The 16,371-nt window shown below is 48.6% G+C and carries 19 protein-coding genes; 16 read left to right on the top strand and 3 right to left on the bottom strand.

What is annotated here, in order from left to right:
- Positions 1-840 (bottom strand): shikimate dehydrogenase family protein, encoded by an 840-nt coding sequence (locus ACR0QN_RS08785; RefSeq protein WP_432650835.1) that lies wholly within the window; start codon positions 838-840, stop codon positions 1-3.
- A gap of 74 nt (positions 841-914) precedes the next feature.
- Positions 915-1,835, bottom strand: a complete 921-nt coding sequence (locus tag ACR0QN_RS08780) for an ACP S-malonyltransferase (protein ID WP_432650834.1) — start codon at positions 1,833-1,835, stop codon at positions 915-917.
- Positions 1,836-2,171: 336 nt separating this feature from the next.
- Between ACR0QN_RS08780 and ACR0QN_RS08775 the strand changes: the two genes are divergently transcribed.
- The 12 genes from ACR0QN_RS08775 (at position 2,172) to ACR0QN_RS08720 (ending at position 11,559) form a co-directional block, all read left to right on the top strand.
- Positions 2,172-3,170: a beta-ketoacyl-ACP synthase III gene (locus ACR0QN_RS08775; RefSeq protein WP_432650833.1), complete on the top strand. Its 999-nt coding sequence runs from the start codon at positions 2,172-2,174 to the stop codon at positions 3,168-3,170.
- Between the two features lie 13 nt (positions 3,171-3,183).
- Positions 3,184-3,339: a hypothetical protein gene (locus tag ACR0QN_RS08770; RefSeq protein ID WP_432650832.1), complete on the top strand. Its 156-nt coding sequence runs from the start codon at positions 3,184-3,186 to the stop codon at positions 3,337-3,339.
- Positions 3,340-3,360: 21 nt separating this feature from the next.
- Positions 3,361-4,290 carry an enoyl-[acyl-carrier-protein] reductase FabK gene (gene fabK, locus ACR0QN_RS08765; RefSeq protein ID WP_432650831.1) on the top strand — a complete coding sequence of 310 codons (930 nt, stop codon included), beginning with the start codon at positions 3,361-3,363 and terminating at the stop codon, positions 4,288-4,290.
- Positions 4,291-4,451: 161 nt separating this feature from the next.
- Positions 4,452-5,189 (top strand): 3-oxoacyl-[acyl-carrier-protein] reductase, encoded by a 738-nt coding sequence (gene fabG / locus ACR0QN_RS08760; RefSeq protein WP_432650830.1) that lies wholly within the window; start codon positions 4,452-4,454, stop codon positions 5,187-5,189.
- 45 nt (positions 5,190-5,234) lie between these two features.
- A complete protein-coding gene (gene fabF, locus ACR0QN_RS08755) occupies positions 5,235-6,470 on the top strand; it encodes a beta-ketoacyl-ACP synthase II (protein WP_432650829.1) in 1,236 nt (411 codons plus the stop codon).
- A 26-nt stretch (positions 6,471-6,496) separates the two neighbouring features.
- Positions 6,497-6,979 carry an acetyl-CoA carboxylase biotin carboxyl carrier protein gene (gene accB / locus ACR0QN_RS08750; RefSeq protein WP_432650828.1) on the top strand — a complete coding sequence of 161 codons (483 nt, stop codon included), beginning with the start codon at positions 6,497-6,499 and terminating at the stop codon, positions 6,977-6,979.
- 12 nt (positions 6,980-6,991) lie between these two features.
- Entirely contained in the window at positions 6,992-7,417 is a 426-nt protein-coding gene (gene fabZ, locus ACR0QN_RS08745) for a 3-hydroxyacyl-ACP dehydratase FabZ (RefSeq protein ID WP_432650827.1), read from the top strand.
- A gap of 22 nt (positions 7,418-7,439) precedes the next feature.
- A complete protein-coding gene (locus ACR0QN_RS08740) occupies positions 7,440-8,801 on the top strand; it encodes an acetyl-CoA carboxylase biotin carboxylase subunit (protein ID WP_432650826.1) in 1,362 nt (453 codons plus the stop codon).
- Between the two features lie 10 nt (positions 8,802-8,811).
- Positions 8,812-9,681, top strand: coding sequence for an acetyl-CoA carboxylase, carboxyltransferase subunit beta (accD, locus tag ACR0QN_RS08735; RefSeq protein WP_432650825.1), 870 nt, complete (start codon positions 8,812-8,814; stop codon positions 9,679-9,681).
- Positions 9,674-10,516 carry an acetyl-CoA carboxylase carboxyltransferase subunit alpha gene (locus tag ACR0QN_RS08730; RefSeq protein ID WP_432650824.1) on the top strand — a complete coding sequence of 281 codons (843 nt, stop codon included), beginning with the start codon at positions 9,674-9,676 and terminating at the stop codon, positions 10,514-10,516. The genes accD and ACR0QN_RS08730 overlap by 8 nt, the downstream gene beginning before the upstream one ends.
- A 69-nt stretch (positions 10,517-10,585) precedes the next feature.
- Complete coding sequence (locus tag ACR0QN_RS08725) at positions 10,586-10,813, top strand: acyl carrier protein (RefSeq protein ID WP_432650823.1); 228 nt, start codon at positions 10,586-10,588, stop codon at positions 10,811-10,813.
- Positions 10,814-11,022: 209 nt separating this feature from the next.
- On the top strand, positions 11,023-11,559 hold the full coding sequence (locus ACR0QN_RS08720) for a DUF6106 family protein (RefSeq protein ID WP_432650822.1): 537 nt from the start codon (positions 11,023-11,025) through the stop codon (positions 11,557-11,559).
- A gap of 59 nt (positions 11,560-11,618) precedes the next feature.
- On the opposite strand, the gene ACR0QN_RS08715 is transcribed toward ACR0QN_RS08720, so the two are convergent.
- A complete protein-coding gene (locus tag ACR0QN_RS08715) occupies positions 11,619-12,443 on the bottom strand; it encodes a hypothetical protein (RefSeq protein WP_432650821.1) in 825 nt (274 codons plus the stop codon).
- Positions 12,444-12,826: 383 nt separating this feature from the next.
- On the opposite strand from ACR0QN_RS08715, the gene ACR0QN_RS08710 reads away from it, so the two are divergent.
- From ACR0QN_RS08710 to ACR0QN_RS08695, 4 genes are all read left to right on the top strand, one after another.
- On the top strand, positions 12,827-13,774 hold the full coding sequence (locus tag ACR0QN_RS08710; RefSeq protein ID WP_432650820.1) for an NAD-dependent epimerase/dehydratase family protein: 948 nt from the start codon (positions 12,827-12,829) through the stop codon (positions 13,772-13,774).
- A gap of 49 nt (positions 13,775-13,823) precedes the next feature.
- Positions 13,824-14,522 (top strand): YczE/YyaS/YitT family protein, encoded by a 699-nt coding sequence (locus ACR0QN_RS08705; protein WP_432650819.1) that lies wholly within the window; start codon positions 13,824-13,826, stop codon positions 14,520-14,522.
- Positions 14,512-15,162 carry an exonuclease domain-containing protein gene (locus tag ACR0QN_RS08700; protein ID WP_432650818.1) on the top strand — a complete coding sequence of 217 codons (651 nt, stop codon included), beginning with the start codon at positions 14,512-14,514 and terminating at the stop codon, positions 15,160-15,162. Before ACR0QN_RS08705 ends, ACR0QN_RS08700 begins: the two co-directional genes overlap by 11 nt.
- A gap of 129 nt (positions 15,163-15,291) precedes the next feature.
- Complete coding sequence (locus tag ACR0QN_RS08695; protein ID WP_432650817.1) at positions 15,292-15,900, top strand: AAA family ATPase; 609 nt, start codon at positions 15,292-15,294, stop codon at positions 15,898-15,900.
- Positions 15,901-16,371: the final 471 nt, after the last annotated feature.

Here is a 16,371-nt window from a genome sequence, read left to right as displayed (position 1 = left end):
TTATTCCTTTTCCGCCATCAGCTTATGCATATCGGAAATAAGCTTTGCAATATCGCTGTCATTGTATTTTGCGCCGCTCCATATCTCGTGAGCCACCACCGCCTGCCATACAAGCATAGCCATACCGCCGCAGGTCTTTATGCCAAAGCTTTCGGCAGTCTGCATAAGCTTTGTGCGCTCGGGATTGTAGATAACATCAAAAACAAAGCCGCAGTTTTTGATAACGTCCTCAGAAACGGGGCAATTTTCCACCTTGGGAAACATTCCCACAGGGGAAGCATTTATGAGCAGGTCAAACTTTCCGCTTATCTCACCCGGGTGGACAACCTTTATATCATCGGAAAATCCGTTAGCTCTCGCATATTCCTTAACAGGCTCCACCGTGTCCTCAAAGCCCTCGGGAACGGACACAGTAAGCTCAGCGCCGTGCCGCACAGCTTCAATAGCTATCATTCTGCCCACTCCGCCGCAGCCGCATTGGAGGACTTTTCCATCAAGTCTTGCCCCCGCAGCCTCGAGAGAACGGAGGAAACCGTCGCAGTCGGTGTTATAGCCGATATATTTTCCGTCCTTTCGTGCAACGCAGTTAACGGAATTATATCTCTTGGCAGAGTCTGCAAGCTCGTCAATGTACTTGATGATCTCCACCTTGTGGGGAATGGTGATGTTAAATCCGTCAAGAGCCAGAACATCGGAAATTTTGCCCTCAAGCTCCTCGGGAGAGTATTCCTTTAAAGTGTAATCAAAATCGGAAACGCCCTCAAGCTCAAAAAGTCTCTGATGAATTGGGGGAGACATAGTGTGCTTCAGAGGAAATCCCAGCAGACCGTAATGCTTCATATTTTTTCGATCCTTTCTTTCAGTGAAATACTATATATAATAGTATACCTGTAAAAATTTACTATATATGGTATTTATCCAATAACCTTAGCAAGGCTGTCAGCGTCCTGAACATTATAAATATCAACGCCCTTGAGAGTTTTCTTCACAAGACCCGCAAGCACCTTGTTTGGACCGCACTCAATAAATGTGTCATAACCCATCTCGCTGAGAGCTGCAAGCTCGTCCGTAAATCTTACGGGAGAAACGATGTGCTTTGCAAGTCGTCCCGGCATATCGGAAATATCATCAAGCACTTTGCCCGTAATATTGGAGAACATCTTTATCTTCGGCTCAGAAAATACAATTTTCTCCGCCGCAGGCTTGAACTCATCAGCCGCACTCTGCATAAGCTTTGAGTGGAACGCAGAAGCCACATTAAGCTTTATAGCCCTTGCGCCCATAGCTGCCAGAGCGTCCGCAGCCGCCTTTGCAGCGTCCTCCTCGCCTGCAATTACCGTCTGAACGGAGGAATTGTAGTTTACGGGAAGAACATAGCCCTCTGTCTCGGAGCAAACCTTTTCAATTTCCTCTACACTCTTGCCGATAATGGCATACATAGCGCCCTTGTTTGCTTCGGCAGCCTTCTGCATAGCCTCACTTCTCGCCTTGATGAGCCTGAAACCGTCGGCACGTGAAACCATTCCCGTATAAACCATCGCCGCATACTCGCCCAGCGAATGACCCGCCGCCGCAGAAGCGTTGATGCCGTTTATTTTAAGAGCCTCGGCAGCGCAAAGGGACACCGCCATAATACCGGGCTGAGAAACTACCGTCCTTGCAAGCTCCTCCTCGGGCGCATTTGCACACTTGTCAAAAAGGTCGAAGCCTAAAATATCGCTTGCCTCGTCAAAAATGCCTCTAAGCTCGGGATATTTTTCAATAAGAGAAACGCCCATACCCGCATACTGAGAACCCTGTCCCGAAAATAAAAAAACTGTTTTTTCCGCTGTCATCTGCAAAACCTCCGAAAATTTTATTGATATCACAATAAGTATTATTATAATATAATTTTACGCCACGTATAAAAAATGCCGATAGTGACAAATTTCGGCCAAATTCTTTGTATCACTTGAACATTCATCAGTAAATTTTTTCAAAATTACCAAAATATCAGTTGACAAGAGCCGTTAAAATATATTACAATATATAATGTATTGTACTGTGTGTGGGGAGATATTCGCCACACTAATTATAATAACATATTTTATCATAAATTACAATAGTATAACGCCCGGAAAATCAGATTTCCATAGCTCCGGGCAAGTGACCCGAAAGGATTGATAAGTCAGATGAGCGGAATAAATATTGTGTCAACAGGCGGCTACGCTCCCCTGCTTGCAGTAACCAACGACGATATGGCAAAGATCGTTGAAACAAACGACGAGTGGATCAGAACACGAACAGGCATCGGACAGAGAAGAATGTCCAACTGCGAGCCTACCTGGTATATGGGAGCAATGGCATCAAAGCAGGCGATAGAAAGAGCAGGTATAGACCCCAAAGATATCGGTCTTATAATCTCCTCCACCATCACAAACGATTTTGTGACCCCCTCCGCCTCCTGCCTTATCCAGCGTGAAACAGGTGCGGTAAATGCAGCGGCATTTGACCTTGGAGCAGCCTGCTCGGGTTTTGTGTATGCGGTAGATACCGCCTGCCGTTTCCTTGCAACGGACGAGAACCTTAAATATGTGCTTGTGTCCGCCAACGAGAACCTTTCCTATATCACAAACTTTGCCGACCGTTCCTCCTGCGTGCTTTTCGGAGACGGAGCAGCAGCGGTGATACTGGAAAGATCTGACAAGCTTTTCACAAGCTGGCTGGGAGCTGACGGAACGGGTGCAAAATTCCTCTACGCCAAGAACCAGTATCCCCACAGCCCCTTCACCACCGAAGATCATTTCACCGTTGACGACGAGACCGACCCCTCCGTTGACCACAGACTTCTTATCCAGGACGGCAAGGAAGTATATAAATTCGCCACCAAGGCGCTCCCCACCGCCGCAAAGAACGCAGCGGACAAGATAAGCCTTGACATTTCGGATATCGACCTTTTCATTCCCCACCAGGCGAATATCAGAATTATCGAGACCGCCGCAAAAAATCTGGGCGTTTCGATGGATAAATTCTTCACGAATATTGATATGCACGGCAACACCTCCAGCGCCTCCATTCCCATCGCCCTCAACGAGGCAGTCGAAAAGGGCGTGCTGAAACGTGGAATGAAGGTATGTCTCGTAGGCTTCGGCGCAGGACTGACACTCGGCTCGGTAATAATCGAGTATTGAGAAAGGAAAGCGTATGAACGGCATATATTACACACGATTTGCGGACGTTGTAGACGACCCTGTAATTGAAATGGACACTTCGGGATCTCTCCTGCCCATAATTCTTGTTATTGGAGTTATAACCGCCGCAGTTTTGCTGATACGGCATTTTAAAGGAAAGAAGAAATAAACTCAGAAAGGAACATCACATATGAAAAACAGAGTGACCGAGCTTCTCGGAATTGAAAAGCCCATAATCCAGGGCGGAATGGCGTGGATAGCAGAAAGCAAGCTTGCCTCCGCAGTATCTAACGCAGGCGGCGCAGGCATAATCGCAGGCGGCAGCGCACCCATTGACTACCTGAGAAGCGAGATAAGAAAGTGCAAGGAGCTTACAGACAAGCCCTTCGGCGTAAACATAATGCTTATGTCCCCCAACGCAGAGGAGCTTGCAAAGCTGGTAATTGAAGAGGGCGTGTCCTTCGTCACCACAGGCGCAGGAAACCCCGGACAGTACATCGCAGCCTGGAAAGAGGCAGGCATCAAGGTAATTCCCGTAGTACCCTCCGTAGCCCTTGCAAAAAGACTTGAGCGCATCGGCGCAGACGCAGTTATCGCAGAGGGCACCGAGTCGGGCGGACATATCGGTCAGAATACCACAATGTGCCTTGTTCCCCAGGTAGTCGACGCAGTAAGCGTGCCAGTTATCGCCGCAGGCGGAATTGCGGACGGCAGAGGAATTGCCGCATCCTTTATGCTTGGCGCAGAGGGCGTTCAGATAGGCACACGCTTCCTTGCCTCCGACGAATGTCAGATACACGAGAACTACAAAAACGCCGTTATCAAGGCAAAGGACACCGACAACGCCATCACAGGCTTCTATTCGGGAAGCCCCTGCCGCTGCATAAAGAGCAAGTACACAAAGCAGCTCCAGGAAATGGAAAAGAAAGCTGCTCCCCCCGAGGATTTCGAAGCACTCACCGTAGGCTCTCTCAGAAAGGCAGTTGTTGACGGCAACACCGACGAAGGCTCAATGCTCTGCGGACTTATCGCAGGAATGATAAACGAGGTAAAGCCCGTAAAGCAGATAATGACCGAGCTTTCCCAGCAGGCAGGCAAGCTTCTCGGCGTAGATTTCTGATTGACACACCCATTTTCTGTCAATAAATACAATAACAACACTTCTATATACGGAGGAATGATTGAAAATCAAAGATTTTCAATCCGAGTTTTGTTTCTTTGTCTGACGACAAAGATTTCCTTACGGAAACCACAAAACTCTCAAGAAAGGAAGGATCAAAAATGGCAAAAACAGCTATAATCACAGGCTCGTCCAGAGGAATAGGCGCAGCCATTGCTCTGAGACTTGCAAAAGACGGAATGAACATCGCATTCAACGACCTCAATATGACAATGTTTGAAAACAATGATATCGTTGACAAGGTAAAGGCTCTCGGAGTAGAAGCGGAGATATTCTGCGCAGACGTGTCAAAGTTCGACCAGTGCGAAGCAATGGTAAAGGCAGTCAAGGAGCGTTTCGGCACAATTGACGTCCTCGTAAACAACGCAGGCATCACCAGAGACGGACTTATGGCAAGAATGCCGGAGGAACAGTACGATATGGTCATCGCCGTAAACCAGAAGAGCGTGTTCAATATGACCAAATTTGTCGGCAATGTAATGATGCGCCAGAGAAGCGGACGTATCATCAACCTCGCTTCCGTAGCAGGACTTTACGGCAACCCCGGACAAATAAACTATAGTGCCTCCAAAGCCGCTATAATCGGTATGACAAAGACAGTAGCCAAGGAGCTGGGCGCAAGAAATGTCACCTGCAACGCCGTAGCACCCGGCTTTATCCACACCCCCATGACCGATAAGCTCACCGAGGAGCAGAAAGCCGCAATGCTTGCCCAGATAGCAATGAAGCGTTACGGCGAGCCCGAAGAGATCGCAGGAGTTGTATCCTTCCTCGCCTCCGATGACGCCTCCTATGTAACAGGACAGGTCATCGAAATTTCCGGCGGCATTTCAATGTAACAGCTGCCGTATACACGTAAAATCAACCACGAAAGGATCGGATGTATGAGAAGAGTTGCAGTCACAGGAATGGGAGTCGTATCCCCCTTAGGAAACTCCCTTGAAGAATTCTGGAGCAATATCAAGGCAAACAAGCTGGGCTTCAGCTTTCTTGACGATATGATAAGCGAGGGCTTCGAGGTACGTATCGGCGCTCCCGTAAAGGAATTTTCCATTGAAAAATATGTTGACAAGAAGGAAGCCAAAAGGCTTGACAGATTTACCCAGTTTGCAGTCTATGCCGCACTTGAGGCATTGTCGGACGCAGGCACCAAGTTTGAGGATATCGACCCCTACAGAGCGGGCGTTATCGCAGGCGTAGGCATAGGCGGACTTGACCTTACAATGCAGGAATATGCAAAGTATATGGAAAAGGGTCCCGGAAGAGTTTCCGTGTTCTATATCCCCGCAATGATCGCAAATATGGCAGCAGGCACAATTTCGATGAAGACCAAATTCAAGGGTGCAAACTACTGCACCACCACCGCCTGCGCCTCCTCCACCCACGCTGTGGGCGAAGCCTTCAGACGAATAAAGGACGGCTATCTTGACGTGTGCATAGCAGGCGGAGCAGAAGCCTGCGTAAACGAGTTTGCCCTTGCAGGCTTCAATAATATGAAAGCCCTCTCCCGTTCCACCGACCTTGAGAGATGCTCCATTCCCTTTGACGCCGAAAGAAACGGCTTTGTTCTGGGTGAGGGAAGCGGTATGCTCATTCTCGAGGAAATGGAGCACGCCAAGGCAAGAGGCGCAAAGATATACGCCGAAATAGCAGGCTACGGCGCAACCTGCGACGCATACCATATGACCTCTCCCGACCCTGCAGGCGAAGCAGCCGCAGCAGCTATCAGACAGGCATATGAAGAAGCAGGACTTGCCCCCGAGGATATCGACTATATCAACGCTCACGGCACCTCCACACATTTAAACGACCTCTGCGAAACAACAGCAATAAAGCTTGCTCTGGGCGACGCCGCAAAGAAGGTAGTGGTAAACTCCACCAAGTCAATGACAGGTCACCTTTTAGGAGCCGCAGGCGCAGTAGAAGCAATAGTAACTGCCCTCTCCTGCAAGGAGGACTTTGTGCATAAGACCGTAGGCTTTAAAGTGCCCGACCCCGAGTGCGACCTTGACAACTGCACCGACGGAAACAGAAATATGACGGTAAACGCCGCCCTCACCAATAACCTTGGCTTCGGCGGACACAACGCCACACTTTGCTTCAAGAAATACGCAGAATAAGCGAAACCCGAAAGGACTGAAAAGAAATGGGTACATTGCCCTTTGACCTTGAAATAGAGGATATTGCCGCTCTTGCGGACATCATAAAAGAAAAAGATCTGGGCGAGATACGCCTTGAGGACGAGGATATCGGCGCAAAGCTCGTTATCAAGGGACGTCCTCTCCCTCCTCCCCCGCCCCCTGCACAGCCCGTCTTTGCCGCACCTATGGCAGCTCAGGCAGCCGAAGCAGCTCCTGCCAAATCGGAAGCTAAGCCCTCCGAGCAGGCAGCCGAAGGCGAGACTGTAAAAGCCCCCATAGTAGGCACATATTACTCCTCCCCCGCCCCCGACAAGCCCCCCTTCGTCCAGGTGGGACAGAAGGTAAAACGTGGAGATATCGTAATGATAATCGAGTCTATGAAGATAATGAACGAGATACCCTGCCCCGTTGACGGCACCGTCAAGAAGCTTCTTGTGAAAAACGGCGAGGCTGTGGAGTTTGACCAGCCTGTAATGATAATCGGTTAAGGAGGACGTGCAATGCTTTACAACAAGGAACAGATAAAGGAACTTATCCCCCACCGTGACCCCTTTCTCCTCATTGACGAGATAGAGGAGCTGGAGCCGGGCAAGCGTGTGGTGGCATATAAAAATATGACCCCCGAGGAATTCTGGTTCAAGGGACATTTCCCCGATTATCCCGTAGTACCGGGCGTGCTTATGGTAGAGATGATGGCGCAGGCAGGCTGTGCGGCAATGCTCACCCTCCCCGAAAGCAAGGGCAAGATAGGCTTTTTCGGCGGAATAAAGGAAGCGAAATTCCGCAGACAGGTAGTCCCCGGGGACAGGCTCAAGATCGAAGTTGAGATAATCAAGGTCAAGGGACCCATCGGCGTAGGAAAGGGAATATGCACCGTAAACGGCGAAAAAGCAGTTACCGCCGAGATCACCTTTGCCATAAAGTAAACCCGAAAGGCTCTGAGTAAAAATGTTTAAAAAAGTTCTTATAGCTAACCGAGGCGAGATCGCCGTCAGAATAATCAGAGCTTGCAGGGAGCTTGGAATACACACCGTCACCGTCTATTCCACCGCCGACAAGCACGCTCTCCACGCTCAGATCGCCGACGAAAGCGTATGCATAGGTCCCCCTGCCACCAAGGACAGCTATTTAAACGCCGCAGCCCTCATAGAAGCCTGCAAAATGACAGGAGCGGAGGCTATCCACCCGGGCTTCGGCTTTCTCTCCGAGAATGCGGATTTTGCCCGTATGTGCGAGGAAAATAACATAGTTTTCATAGGCCCCCGTCCCAAGTCTATCAGTATGCTTGGCGATAAGGCGGCTGCAAAAAAGGCAATGAAAGCGGCGGGAGTACCCGTTATCCCCGGCTCCGACGGAGCAGTCCCCGATATGGAGACCGCCAAAAGGCTCTGCGCCGAGATCGGCTGTCCCCTTATGGTAAAGGCTTCCGCAGGCGGCGGCGGACGTGGCATACGTCTCGTTGAACGCCCCGAGGATCTTGAGGACGCCATAATCGCCGCAAAGCAGGAAGCGAAGAATTTCTTCGGCGACGACAGCATCTATATGGAGAAATTTATCGTAAATCCCAAGCATATCGAGGTGCAGATACTCGCCGACAAATTCGGAAATACCGTGTACTTAGGTGAGCGTGACTGCTCAATGCAAAGGAGAAATCAGAAGGTGCTGGAGGAGACCCCCTCCCCCATTATGACTCCCGAGCTTCGTGAAAAAATGGGACGTGCGGCGGTGACAGCGGCAAGAGTATGCGGCTACACCAACGCAGGCACCATCGAGTTCCTTGTGGACTCGGGCAGACGCTTCTACTTTATGGAAATGAACACCCGTATCCAGGTGGAGCACCCCATAACCGAAGCCGTAACAGGCATAGACCTGGTCAAGCACCAGATAAAGATAGCCGACGGTGCAAGACTTCCCTTTACACAAAAGGATATCTCCATCACAGGCCATTCCATCGAGTGCCGTATAAATGCGGAAAATCCCGATTTCAATTTCCGCCCAAGTCCCGGACAGATAACTGCGCTCCACATTCCGGGAGGACCCGGCATACGTGTGGACAGCTCCGTATATCAGGGCTACACCATTCCCCCCTACTACGACAGTATGATAGCCAAGCTCATAGTCCACGCCCCCACAAGAGAGGAAGCCATTGCCAAAATGAAATGGGCATTGGCGGAGTTCATCGTCGAGGGAGTGGATACCAACATAGATTTCCAGCTCTCCCTTATCAGAGACAGCGCATTTGAAAGCGGAACATACGATATCGGCTATCTGGGCAGAAAGCTGTCAAGGGAAAATAAGCTAACGAATTGAGGCGAAAAGATTGTTAGAGGATCTGTTCAAGGTCGTCACCGCCCGCTTTAACGTGGACGACAGCGCAAAAGCACCCGATACCCCTGCCGAAAAGCAGTTCAAATGTCCCCGCTGCTCCGAGAGCTGCACCGCCGACGAGCTTGAGAACAACAAATGGGTATGCCCCTCCTGCGGCTATCACAGCAGGATAAGCGCAAGGGAACGTCTTTCCATAACCGCAGATAAGGACAGCTTCGTTGAATACGACAAGGATATGACAAGCCTTAATCCCATAGATTTCCCCGACTACGAGGAAAAGATCGCAGGACTCAGGGAAAAAACGGGACTTACCGAAGCAGTGATCACAGGCGAATGTACGATAAAGGGCGAGCGCTGCATTATCGGCATAATGGACTCCCACTTTATGATGGCGTCAATGGGCAGCGTGGTAGGCGAAAAGGTCACAAGAGCCTTTGAAGCCGCCGCAGAGAAGAAGCTGCCGCTGGTGCTTTTCACCGCATCGGGGGGAGCAAGAATGCAGGAGGGACTTGTCTCCCTTATGCAGATGGCAAAGACCAGCGGCGCAGCGGCAAAGCTTTCCCAGGCGGGAGGACTTTACATAACCGTCCTCACCGACCCCACCACAGGCGGCGTAACAGCGTCATTTGCCTCACTTGGCGATATCATAATCGCCGAGCCGAAGGTGCTGGTGGGCTTTGCAGGCAGACGAGTTATTGAGGGAACCATAAAGCAAAGGCTCCCCGAGGATTTCCAGTCTGCGGAATTTACACTTGAAAACGGATTTGCGGATATGATCGTGGAGCGCAAAAACCTCCGCCGCACCATAGCCCACCTTATCCGTCTCCATAAGCCCTATAAGGAGGTGGATATCCGTGTCTGAGGAAAATATTACAAGCGGCGTGATCACGCCCTATGAGCGCCTTGAGATAATCAGGAACAAAAAGCGTCCCACTATCAGGGACTATCTCCCCCTTATCTTCAATGACTTCTTCGAGCTTCACGGCGACCGTCTTTTCGGTGACGACGGAGCAATTCTCGGCGGTATCGGCAGACTTGGCAATATCCCCGTCACCGTCATAGCCGAGGTCAAGGGCAGAGATATCTTTGAAAACAAGGCTTCAAACTTTGCAATGCCCCACCCCGAGGGCTACCGCAAGGCATTAAGACTTGCCCATCAGGCGGAGAAATTCCACCGCCCGGTCATATGCTTTATCGACACTCCCGGCGCATTCTGCGGAGTGGCAGCGGAAAAAAGAGGACAGGGCGAAGCAATTGCCCGAAATCTTGCGGAGTTTATGGTTCTAAAGACTCCCGTTATCTCAGTAGTCTTAGGCGAAGGCGGAAGCGGCGGCGCACTTGCTCTCGGAGTATGCGACGAACTTGCAATGCTTGAGAACTCAATTTATTCGGTAATTTCACCAAGAGGCTTTGCTTCCATTTTATGGAAAGACGCTTCAAAAGAGCGTGAAGCCTGCAATATAATGCGTGTGACCGCCGAAGACGCCGTTAATTTAGGCATTGCGGAGGCAATAATCCCCGAGCCTGAGGGAGGCGCACACAACGATCCCGAAACAACTGCCGAAAATATCTCTGATTTTTTGGTGAAATCGCTGAACAGTAAAATGAAAAAAGATATTGACGTTTTGCTGAATGAACGATATAATAAATTTAGAAAAATCGGTGTGTTCGCAGAAAATGCATCCGCAGAGGAATAAACCGCCGATAAAAACCACAAAGTAAGGACAATAGTCTTTATGATACACAATCACAAGGAGGAAAAACAAATGGTATTCGATAAGGTTAAGGAGCTCATCGCAGATCAGCTTGACGTTGATGCTGAGAAGGTAGTAGCAGAGGCAAACATTCAGGACGACCTGGGTGCAGATTCTCTGGACGTAGTTGACCTGGTAATGTCCCTTGAGGAAGAGTTCGACGTAGAGATCCCCGACGAAGCAGTCAAGGACATCAAGACCGTCGGCGATATCGTTAAGTACATCGAGGACAATCAGTGATCAGTACCGAAAAGAAAAGCCTGCCCGAAAGAAAAATCTTTCGGGTTTTTTCTTTGTATATATTATAGCACATTTGTATCAATTTGTCAAGCTTTTTCAAAACATTTTTTCGGCTTTTGAAAGTGTTTATAATTTGTGCTTGAAATACTTGATGTAATATGCTATAATAAAATTTATGGGGCAATGATAATCGAAAGGACGATACAAAAATGAACAATGATTTTTATGCAGAATGTCTCGTAAGCAAAGCACCCACAGGAGGCGATATGGTCAAAAGAGTGCTTATAGGGCTTGGCACCGCTGTTCTTGCGGCTGCGGCGTTCTGGTTTATATTCTTCCCCATAAGCCTGTTCATCATCGCAGGCGTATTCTACGGGGCATATTACCTAATGACCGGCATTGACGCCGAATACGAGTATATCCTCACCAACGGCGATTTCGATATTGACAAGATAATCGGCAAGAGAAAGAGAAAGCGTCTCGTAAGCGCTTCCATAGGGGATTTTACCGCTTTCGGACTTTTAAGTGAAGCTCCCGACTTCAGCGGGACCACCGTTCTCGCCTCCAGCGGCTCGGGGCAGGATTATTATGCCGATTTTGTCCATAAGACCGAGGGCAATGTCCGCCTCATCTTTACTCCCAACGAAAAGATACTTGACGGTATGGAGCTTTTCCTCCCCCGCCAGCTCAAGCAGGAATTTAAAAAGAACAGAGTCCGTCTCACAAAGGAAACCGACGGCGAGTGATACGGCAAAAAATAAGACCCGTTCTCATTTACTGAGAGCGGGTCACATTTTTTTCTGTATCAATAATACTTGCCCTTATTTTTCTTTATCATAAAGTAAATTCCCACAACAACAGCCGCTACAACGATAACGATTATGATAACAGTTACCGCAACAGCACCGCCGCCGCCCTCCTTCGGAGCATTATCGGCGATATTTGTGGTTGCTTCGGTCGTAGTCGCCTCAGTCTCGGGAGCTTTGGTCTCCTTAACGGTAGTAGTGGCTTCGGTTTCCTTTTCGGTCACCTTTTCAGTCTCGGTTTCTTCTTCGGCAGCCTCTTCCTCAGACTCGGCTTCAGTATCTTCCTCACCGACCTCAGTCTCCGCCTCTGCTTCTTCCTCGGGAATATCGCAGTTTGTTATGGTAACGCCCGTTACGGTGAGCTTAACGCCCGTGTCGCCTACGTTAATGGCATATACGGTAGCAAAATCGTCGGTGCCGTACTTAGCAGCAATATCCTCAAAGGAGAATTTTGCTGTGGTCTCGTCGTATTCATAAGGAGTGATCTTGTTCCAGCTTCTCTTTACATCGGGATTAGGTTCCACAGGACCGTTTTCCCAGGTCTGCCAGATAAGCTCGAGAGGAGCCCTTGAGGAGCTGTCGCCCTCATATGTATATTCTACAATGACCTCTGAGTCGGAAGTCATCCAGGTGGCGTCGAAATTTCCGGGATGACCCTCGTCATTGGCGGTGTAATAAACAAAGGACTGAGACCAGTCTCCGTTCGTCTGAACGGGCTCGGAGATCTCAAATGTGTAATCCTCCGCACAGACGGTAATCGTCAGAGCCGCCGCCGCAAACAAGCCTGCCGCCGAAGCTGTCAGAGCTTTAAAAAGCTTATTCATTTTAATATCTTTCCTTTCTGATATCACGCTTAATGCCGATCTCGTCCGCTTTACGGCCCCCCAAAAATGCCCTACGGCAAGAAATGCATTACATATTTTATTTTATAACATTTTTTACAAAATGTCAATCGTCTTTTTGATGAAAATATCCCAAAAATATGGCTTTATTTAGGATATCTGGGAATATTCCGGGTACGTAAACAGTTTGTTCATAAAAAATAGTGCAGTACCGGGTATGATTTATCACTCTGTTAGTATAAATTTAATAAATGTATTTAAAAATACTATTGATTTTTTCTGAGGGTGTGGTATAATTATTATAAGTAACGAAGTGTGCATATTTATGCCCGCTTCACTATATTGCGTCGGAAAGGAGAATTTTGATGAAAACTATACTTGTAACCGGCGCCGCAGGTATGATCGGCAAGGCAGTTGTAGAAATGCTGCTCTCAAAGGGTTATAACGTAATAGCAACGGATAAAGCTCCCGATCCTTTCGGCGGAAACGACAATTTAAGCTATATCCAGTGTCCCATAAGCGACAAGGACAAAATAACGGGTATATTAAACGGAAGCAAGGTGGACATTCTGATACATCTGGCTTGTACCGTTGACAATGATTTCCCGTCGGTTCTTTCCTCCGATGAAGAAAAAGAAAGCGCCGCCGTTGATAAATATCTGTACAAAGCGGCTGTTGGCGCTAACCTGTCAGATATCATAATGATAAGCACCCATCAGATATATGCTCCTCAGAAAACAAGAGAGCCTATAAGAGAGACTATGACCGAAAAGCCCACCACCATATATGCAAAGCTCAAGGCCGACTCGGAAAAGGCGCTGGCGGCAGCTTTGAAGAAGGCTTCCACCAAAGGTGTAATAATGCGTGTCTGCCCCATTTATACAAAGGATTTCACCGATAACCTCAAGGCAAAGGTATACGACCCCAAGGACGGCTGTGCATTTGTTTACGGCTATGGTGATTATGGCTATACCTTCACCTGCCTTTACAATATCGTAGATTTCATAAACGGCATACTCACCTGTCCTGCGGGGATCTCATACCCGGGAGTATATAACGTATGCGACTCCAAACCCATTCAGGCAAAGGAGATCGTGGAAACTCTCCGGAACGACCATAAGATCGGCGCAGTAATGTCCCGAAATTACGGCTCTGATGCAGTTAAAGGTGCTGCGGCGCTGTTCGGCTCAAAGGCAGCAAAAACAGATTACCGATACAACGATCTTAGCATTGCCTGCAGCAACATTTCCTATGATAACACAAAGGCTCAGCGAATTTCCACATTCCGCTGGAAATTCACCAATACAAAATAATATAACGGGCGGTCAGTTTTTTCTGTCCGCCCTTTTTGCGAGGTCTTTTATGGGAGAAAAAATGAGCCGCAGAGAACTTTTAAAGCGGTATGGGCTGTTTATAATAAGCCTGTTTATTTCGGCGCTGGGTGTGGCTGTCACCAAAAGAGGCGAGCTGGGAGTGTCACCCATATCCTCGGCGGCGAATGTGATGAGTATGAAATTTACCGCCCTGTCTCTGAGCAGCTGGCTCATTATCTGGAACTTAATACTCATAGCAGGTCAGATAGCCCTGCTGAGAAAAAATTTCAAGCTGATACAGCTTTTGCAGGCGCCCTTGTCCTTTCTGTTCGGGTGGTTCACAGATATTGGAATGCGGATTGCAAGCCTTCTCCCCGTTTCGGGCTACATATCAAGGCTTATGGCAGTGGTCTGCGGCACGGTGATACTGGGCTTCGGCATATCCCTGTCAGTTGCGGCAAACGTCATAATGAACTCGGGCGAAGCCTTTGTGAAGGCGGTGTCGGACGTTTCGGGGAAGGAATTCGGAAACGTGAAGATAATTTTCGACATATCAAACGTGACATTTGCAGCGGTACTTTCTCTTGCATTGTTCGATTTTAAAATAGTGGGGCTGAGAGAGGGTACGGTAATTGCTGCTCTGTTCACAGGAGTCTGCGTTAAATTTTTCACAAGGCTTTTCAAGGAAACGCTTGACAGAGTGCTTTCGGATAACACACAGAAAAGGAATGAGATAAATGCCAAATGATCACAGCAAAATTATTCTTGACCTGGAATTTAACCCCGTAAGAGTCCCGGAAATACGTGAAAAAATGCGCCACGAAATAATCGAGATAGGCGCAGTAAAGCTGGACGATTCTCTCAAGGAAATAAGCTCCTTCGACGAATACATCAAGCCGCAGTATAATACGGTGGAGGAGAAAATTTCAAGCCTTACGGGTATCACAAACGAGCAGCTTGCCCCCTGCAACGGCTTTGACGAAGTAATGCACAAATTTATGGAGTGGATAGGAGACGCCCCCTGCTCCTTTTATTCCTGGAGTCTTTCGGATATGGACGTAATGCTTGACGAGATCGACTACAAATGCCCCGAGGACGGAGCTTATGATATGTTTTTCGTCCACTGGATAGACCTGCAGAAAATATATCAGCGGCAGATGGGCTTTTTCAAGTCAATGGGTCTCACAAACGCTCTGGGAACGCTGAACATCTACTTTGACGGCACAGAGCACGGCGCCCTTGCCGACGCCCGCAACACCGCCGAAATAATGCGGTATATGAGCGACAGCGAAAAGATGAGCGCCTTCCGCAGCCGTTCCCACGTTACCTATAACACCTCGGACTCATCGGGATTTTCTCTTGGGAATATTACCATAAAAAGAAAATAGCCCTCTTATATGTACAATAGCGACAAAAACTGCACTCAGAAACATTATTTCTTATTGATTTTTCCAAAGCAATATGCTATAATTATAGTATAAATACCCGTTTTACCTTTCGGGGAGGAGGCATATCATATGGAAAAAACACAGATAATCACCATCGGCAGGCGCTGCGGAAGCGGCGGCAGGATAATAGGAAAAACCCTTGCAGAGAAGCTTGGACTGCCCTTTTACGACAAGGAGCTTATCACCGAAGCTGCAAAGCAGAGCGGACTGTGCGACAAATTTATGGAGAATTTCGAGGAAACTCCCACCGCCAGCCTGCTGTATTCCCTTGTAATGAACGCTCAGCAGGGCGGCTTTTATATGGGAAAGCCCATTGAGCTTGTGGCATACGAGGCGCAGATAAACGCCGTCAGAGCTGCAGCCGCTAAGGGTCCCTGCGTTATTGTGGGACGCTGCGCCGATTACATTCTCAAGGACGATTACGATGTTGTAAGCGTGTTCATTACCGCTTCAAAGGAGTTCAGAGCCGCAAGAGTAATGGAAATGGACGGTATTTCCGAAAAGGACGCTTATGCAAAGATTGCCAGAGTTGACAAGGCAAGAGCCTCCTATCACAACTATCACGCCGAGACAAAATGGGGCTCCTCCGACAGCTACGAGCTGTGCATACAAAGCGACAGGCTGCCCTTTGAAGCCGCCGCAGACCTTATTCACAGCTATATCAGATCACGCAAGTAAATTATGAAAATGTCTCACTCTGCCACAGGCATAGTGAGACATTTTTTGCTGTATCAGCCGGATAAAAGTTAACGTGCCACAATAAGCGAACTGCCTAAGCGTGACTGCTGCGGGTCGGCAGCCGCAAAAAAGGACGGTTCAAAGCGAACCGTCCTTTCAGCTTGTCGATAAAGTGGAGAAATGAAAAAAGTTGCACAAATAACCATAACACTAAAAGTTTCGCTCAAGCCTTTTCCAAAGGCTTGCAGGTTTCCAAAGGGCGGCGCCCTTTGGTCGCCCTCCGCAGAGGGCGAAATCTCCTTTTATCCTTCAAAACGGAGCAAGGGGTGAGAAATGCGACAGCATTTCGAGGGGAGGCGGACACGACCGCCTCCCCTTGTAAAGCGCTCAAACACATTTACCCTCAAAAACGTTCCGGTGGAACATTTTTGACAAAGCAATTTCTGTATGGGTTTGTGCATATTATATAAT

The sequence above is a fragment of the Huintestinicola sp. genome (assembly GCF_050874005.1).
Lineage (GTDB): Bacteria > Bacillota > Clostridia > Oscillospirales > Ruminococcaceae > Huintestinicola.
This window is presented reverse-complemented; position numbering and strand designations above follow the sequence as displayed.

Coding starts and splice junctions, on each gene's coding strand:
- ACR0QN_RS08705 (WP_432650819.1), top strand. CDS start 13,824: ATGGGAGAAAAAATGAGCCGCAGAGAACTTTTAAAGCGGTATGGGCTG.
- fabZ (WP_432650827.1), top strand. CDS start 6,992: ATGCTTTACAACAAGGAACAGATAAAGGAACTTATCCCCCACCGTGAC.
- fabG (WP_432650830.1), top strand. CDS start 4,452: ATGGCAAAAACAGCTATAATCACAGGCTCGTCCAGAGGAATAGGCGCA.
- ACR0QN_RS08785 (WP_432650835.1), bottom strand. CDS start 840: ATGAAGCATTACGGTCTGCTGGGATTTCCTCTGAAGCACACTATGTCT.
- fabF (WP_432650829.1), top strand. CDS start 5,235: ATGAGAAGAGTTGCAGTCACAGGAATGGGAGTCGTATCCCCCTTAGGA.
- ACR0QN_RS08720 (WP_432650822.1), top strand. CDS start 11,023: ATGAACAATGATTTTTATGCAGAATGTCTCGTAAGCAAAGCACCCACA.
- ACR0QN_RS08695 (WP_432650817.1), top strand. CDS start 15,292: ATGGAAAAAACACAGATAATCACCATCGGCAGGCGCTGCGGAAGCGGC.
- ACR0QN_RS08780 (WP_432650834.1), bottom strand. CDS start 1,835: ATGACAGCGGAAAAAACAGTTTTTTTATTTTCGGGACAGGGTTCTCAG.
- fabK (WP_432650831.1), top strand. CDS start 3,361: ATGAAAAACAGAGTGACCGAGCTTCTCGGAATTGAAAAGCCCATAATC.
- ACR0QN_RS08715 (WP_432650821.1), bottom strand. CDS start 12,443: ATGAATAAGCTTTTTAAAGCTCTGACAGCTTCGGCGGCAGGCTTGTTT.
- ACR0QN_RS08725 (WP_432650823.1), top strand. CDS start 10,586: ATGGTATTCGATAAGGTTAAGGAGCTCATCGCAGATCAGCTTGACGTT.
- ACR0QN_RS08700 (WP_432650818.1), top strand. CDS start 14,512: ATGCCAAATGATCACAGCAAAATTATTCTTGACCTGGAATTTAACCCC.
- ACR0QN_RS08775 (WP_432650833.1), top strand. CDS start 2,172: ATGAGCGGAATAAATATTGTGTCAACAGGCGGCTACGCTCCCCTGCTT.
- ACR0QN_RS08710 (WP_432650820.1), top strand. CDS start 12,827: ATGAAAACTATACTTGTAACCGGCGCCGCAGGTATGATCGGCAAGGCA.
- ACR0QN_RS08740 (WP_432650826.1), top strand. CDS start 7,440: ATGTTTAAAAAAGTTCTTATAGCTAACCGAGGCGAGATCGCCGTCAGA.
- accB (WP_432650828.1), top strand. CDS start 6,497: ATGGGTACATTGCCCTTTGACCTTGAAATAGAGGATATTGCCGCTCTT.
- ACR0QN_RS08770 (WP_432650832.1), top strand. CDS start 3,184: ATGAACGGCATATATTACACACGATTTGCGGACGTTGTAGACGACCCT.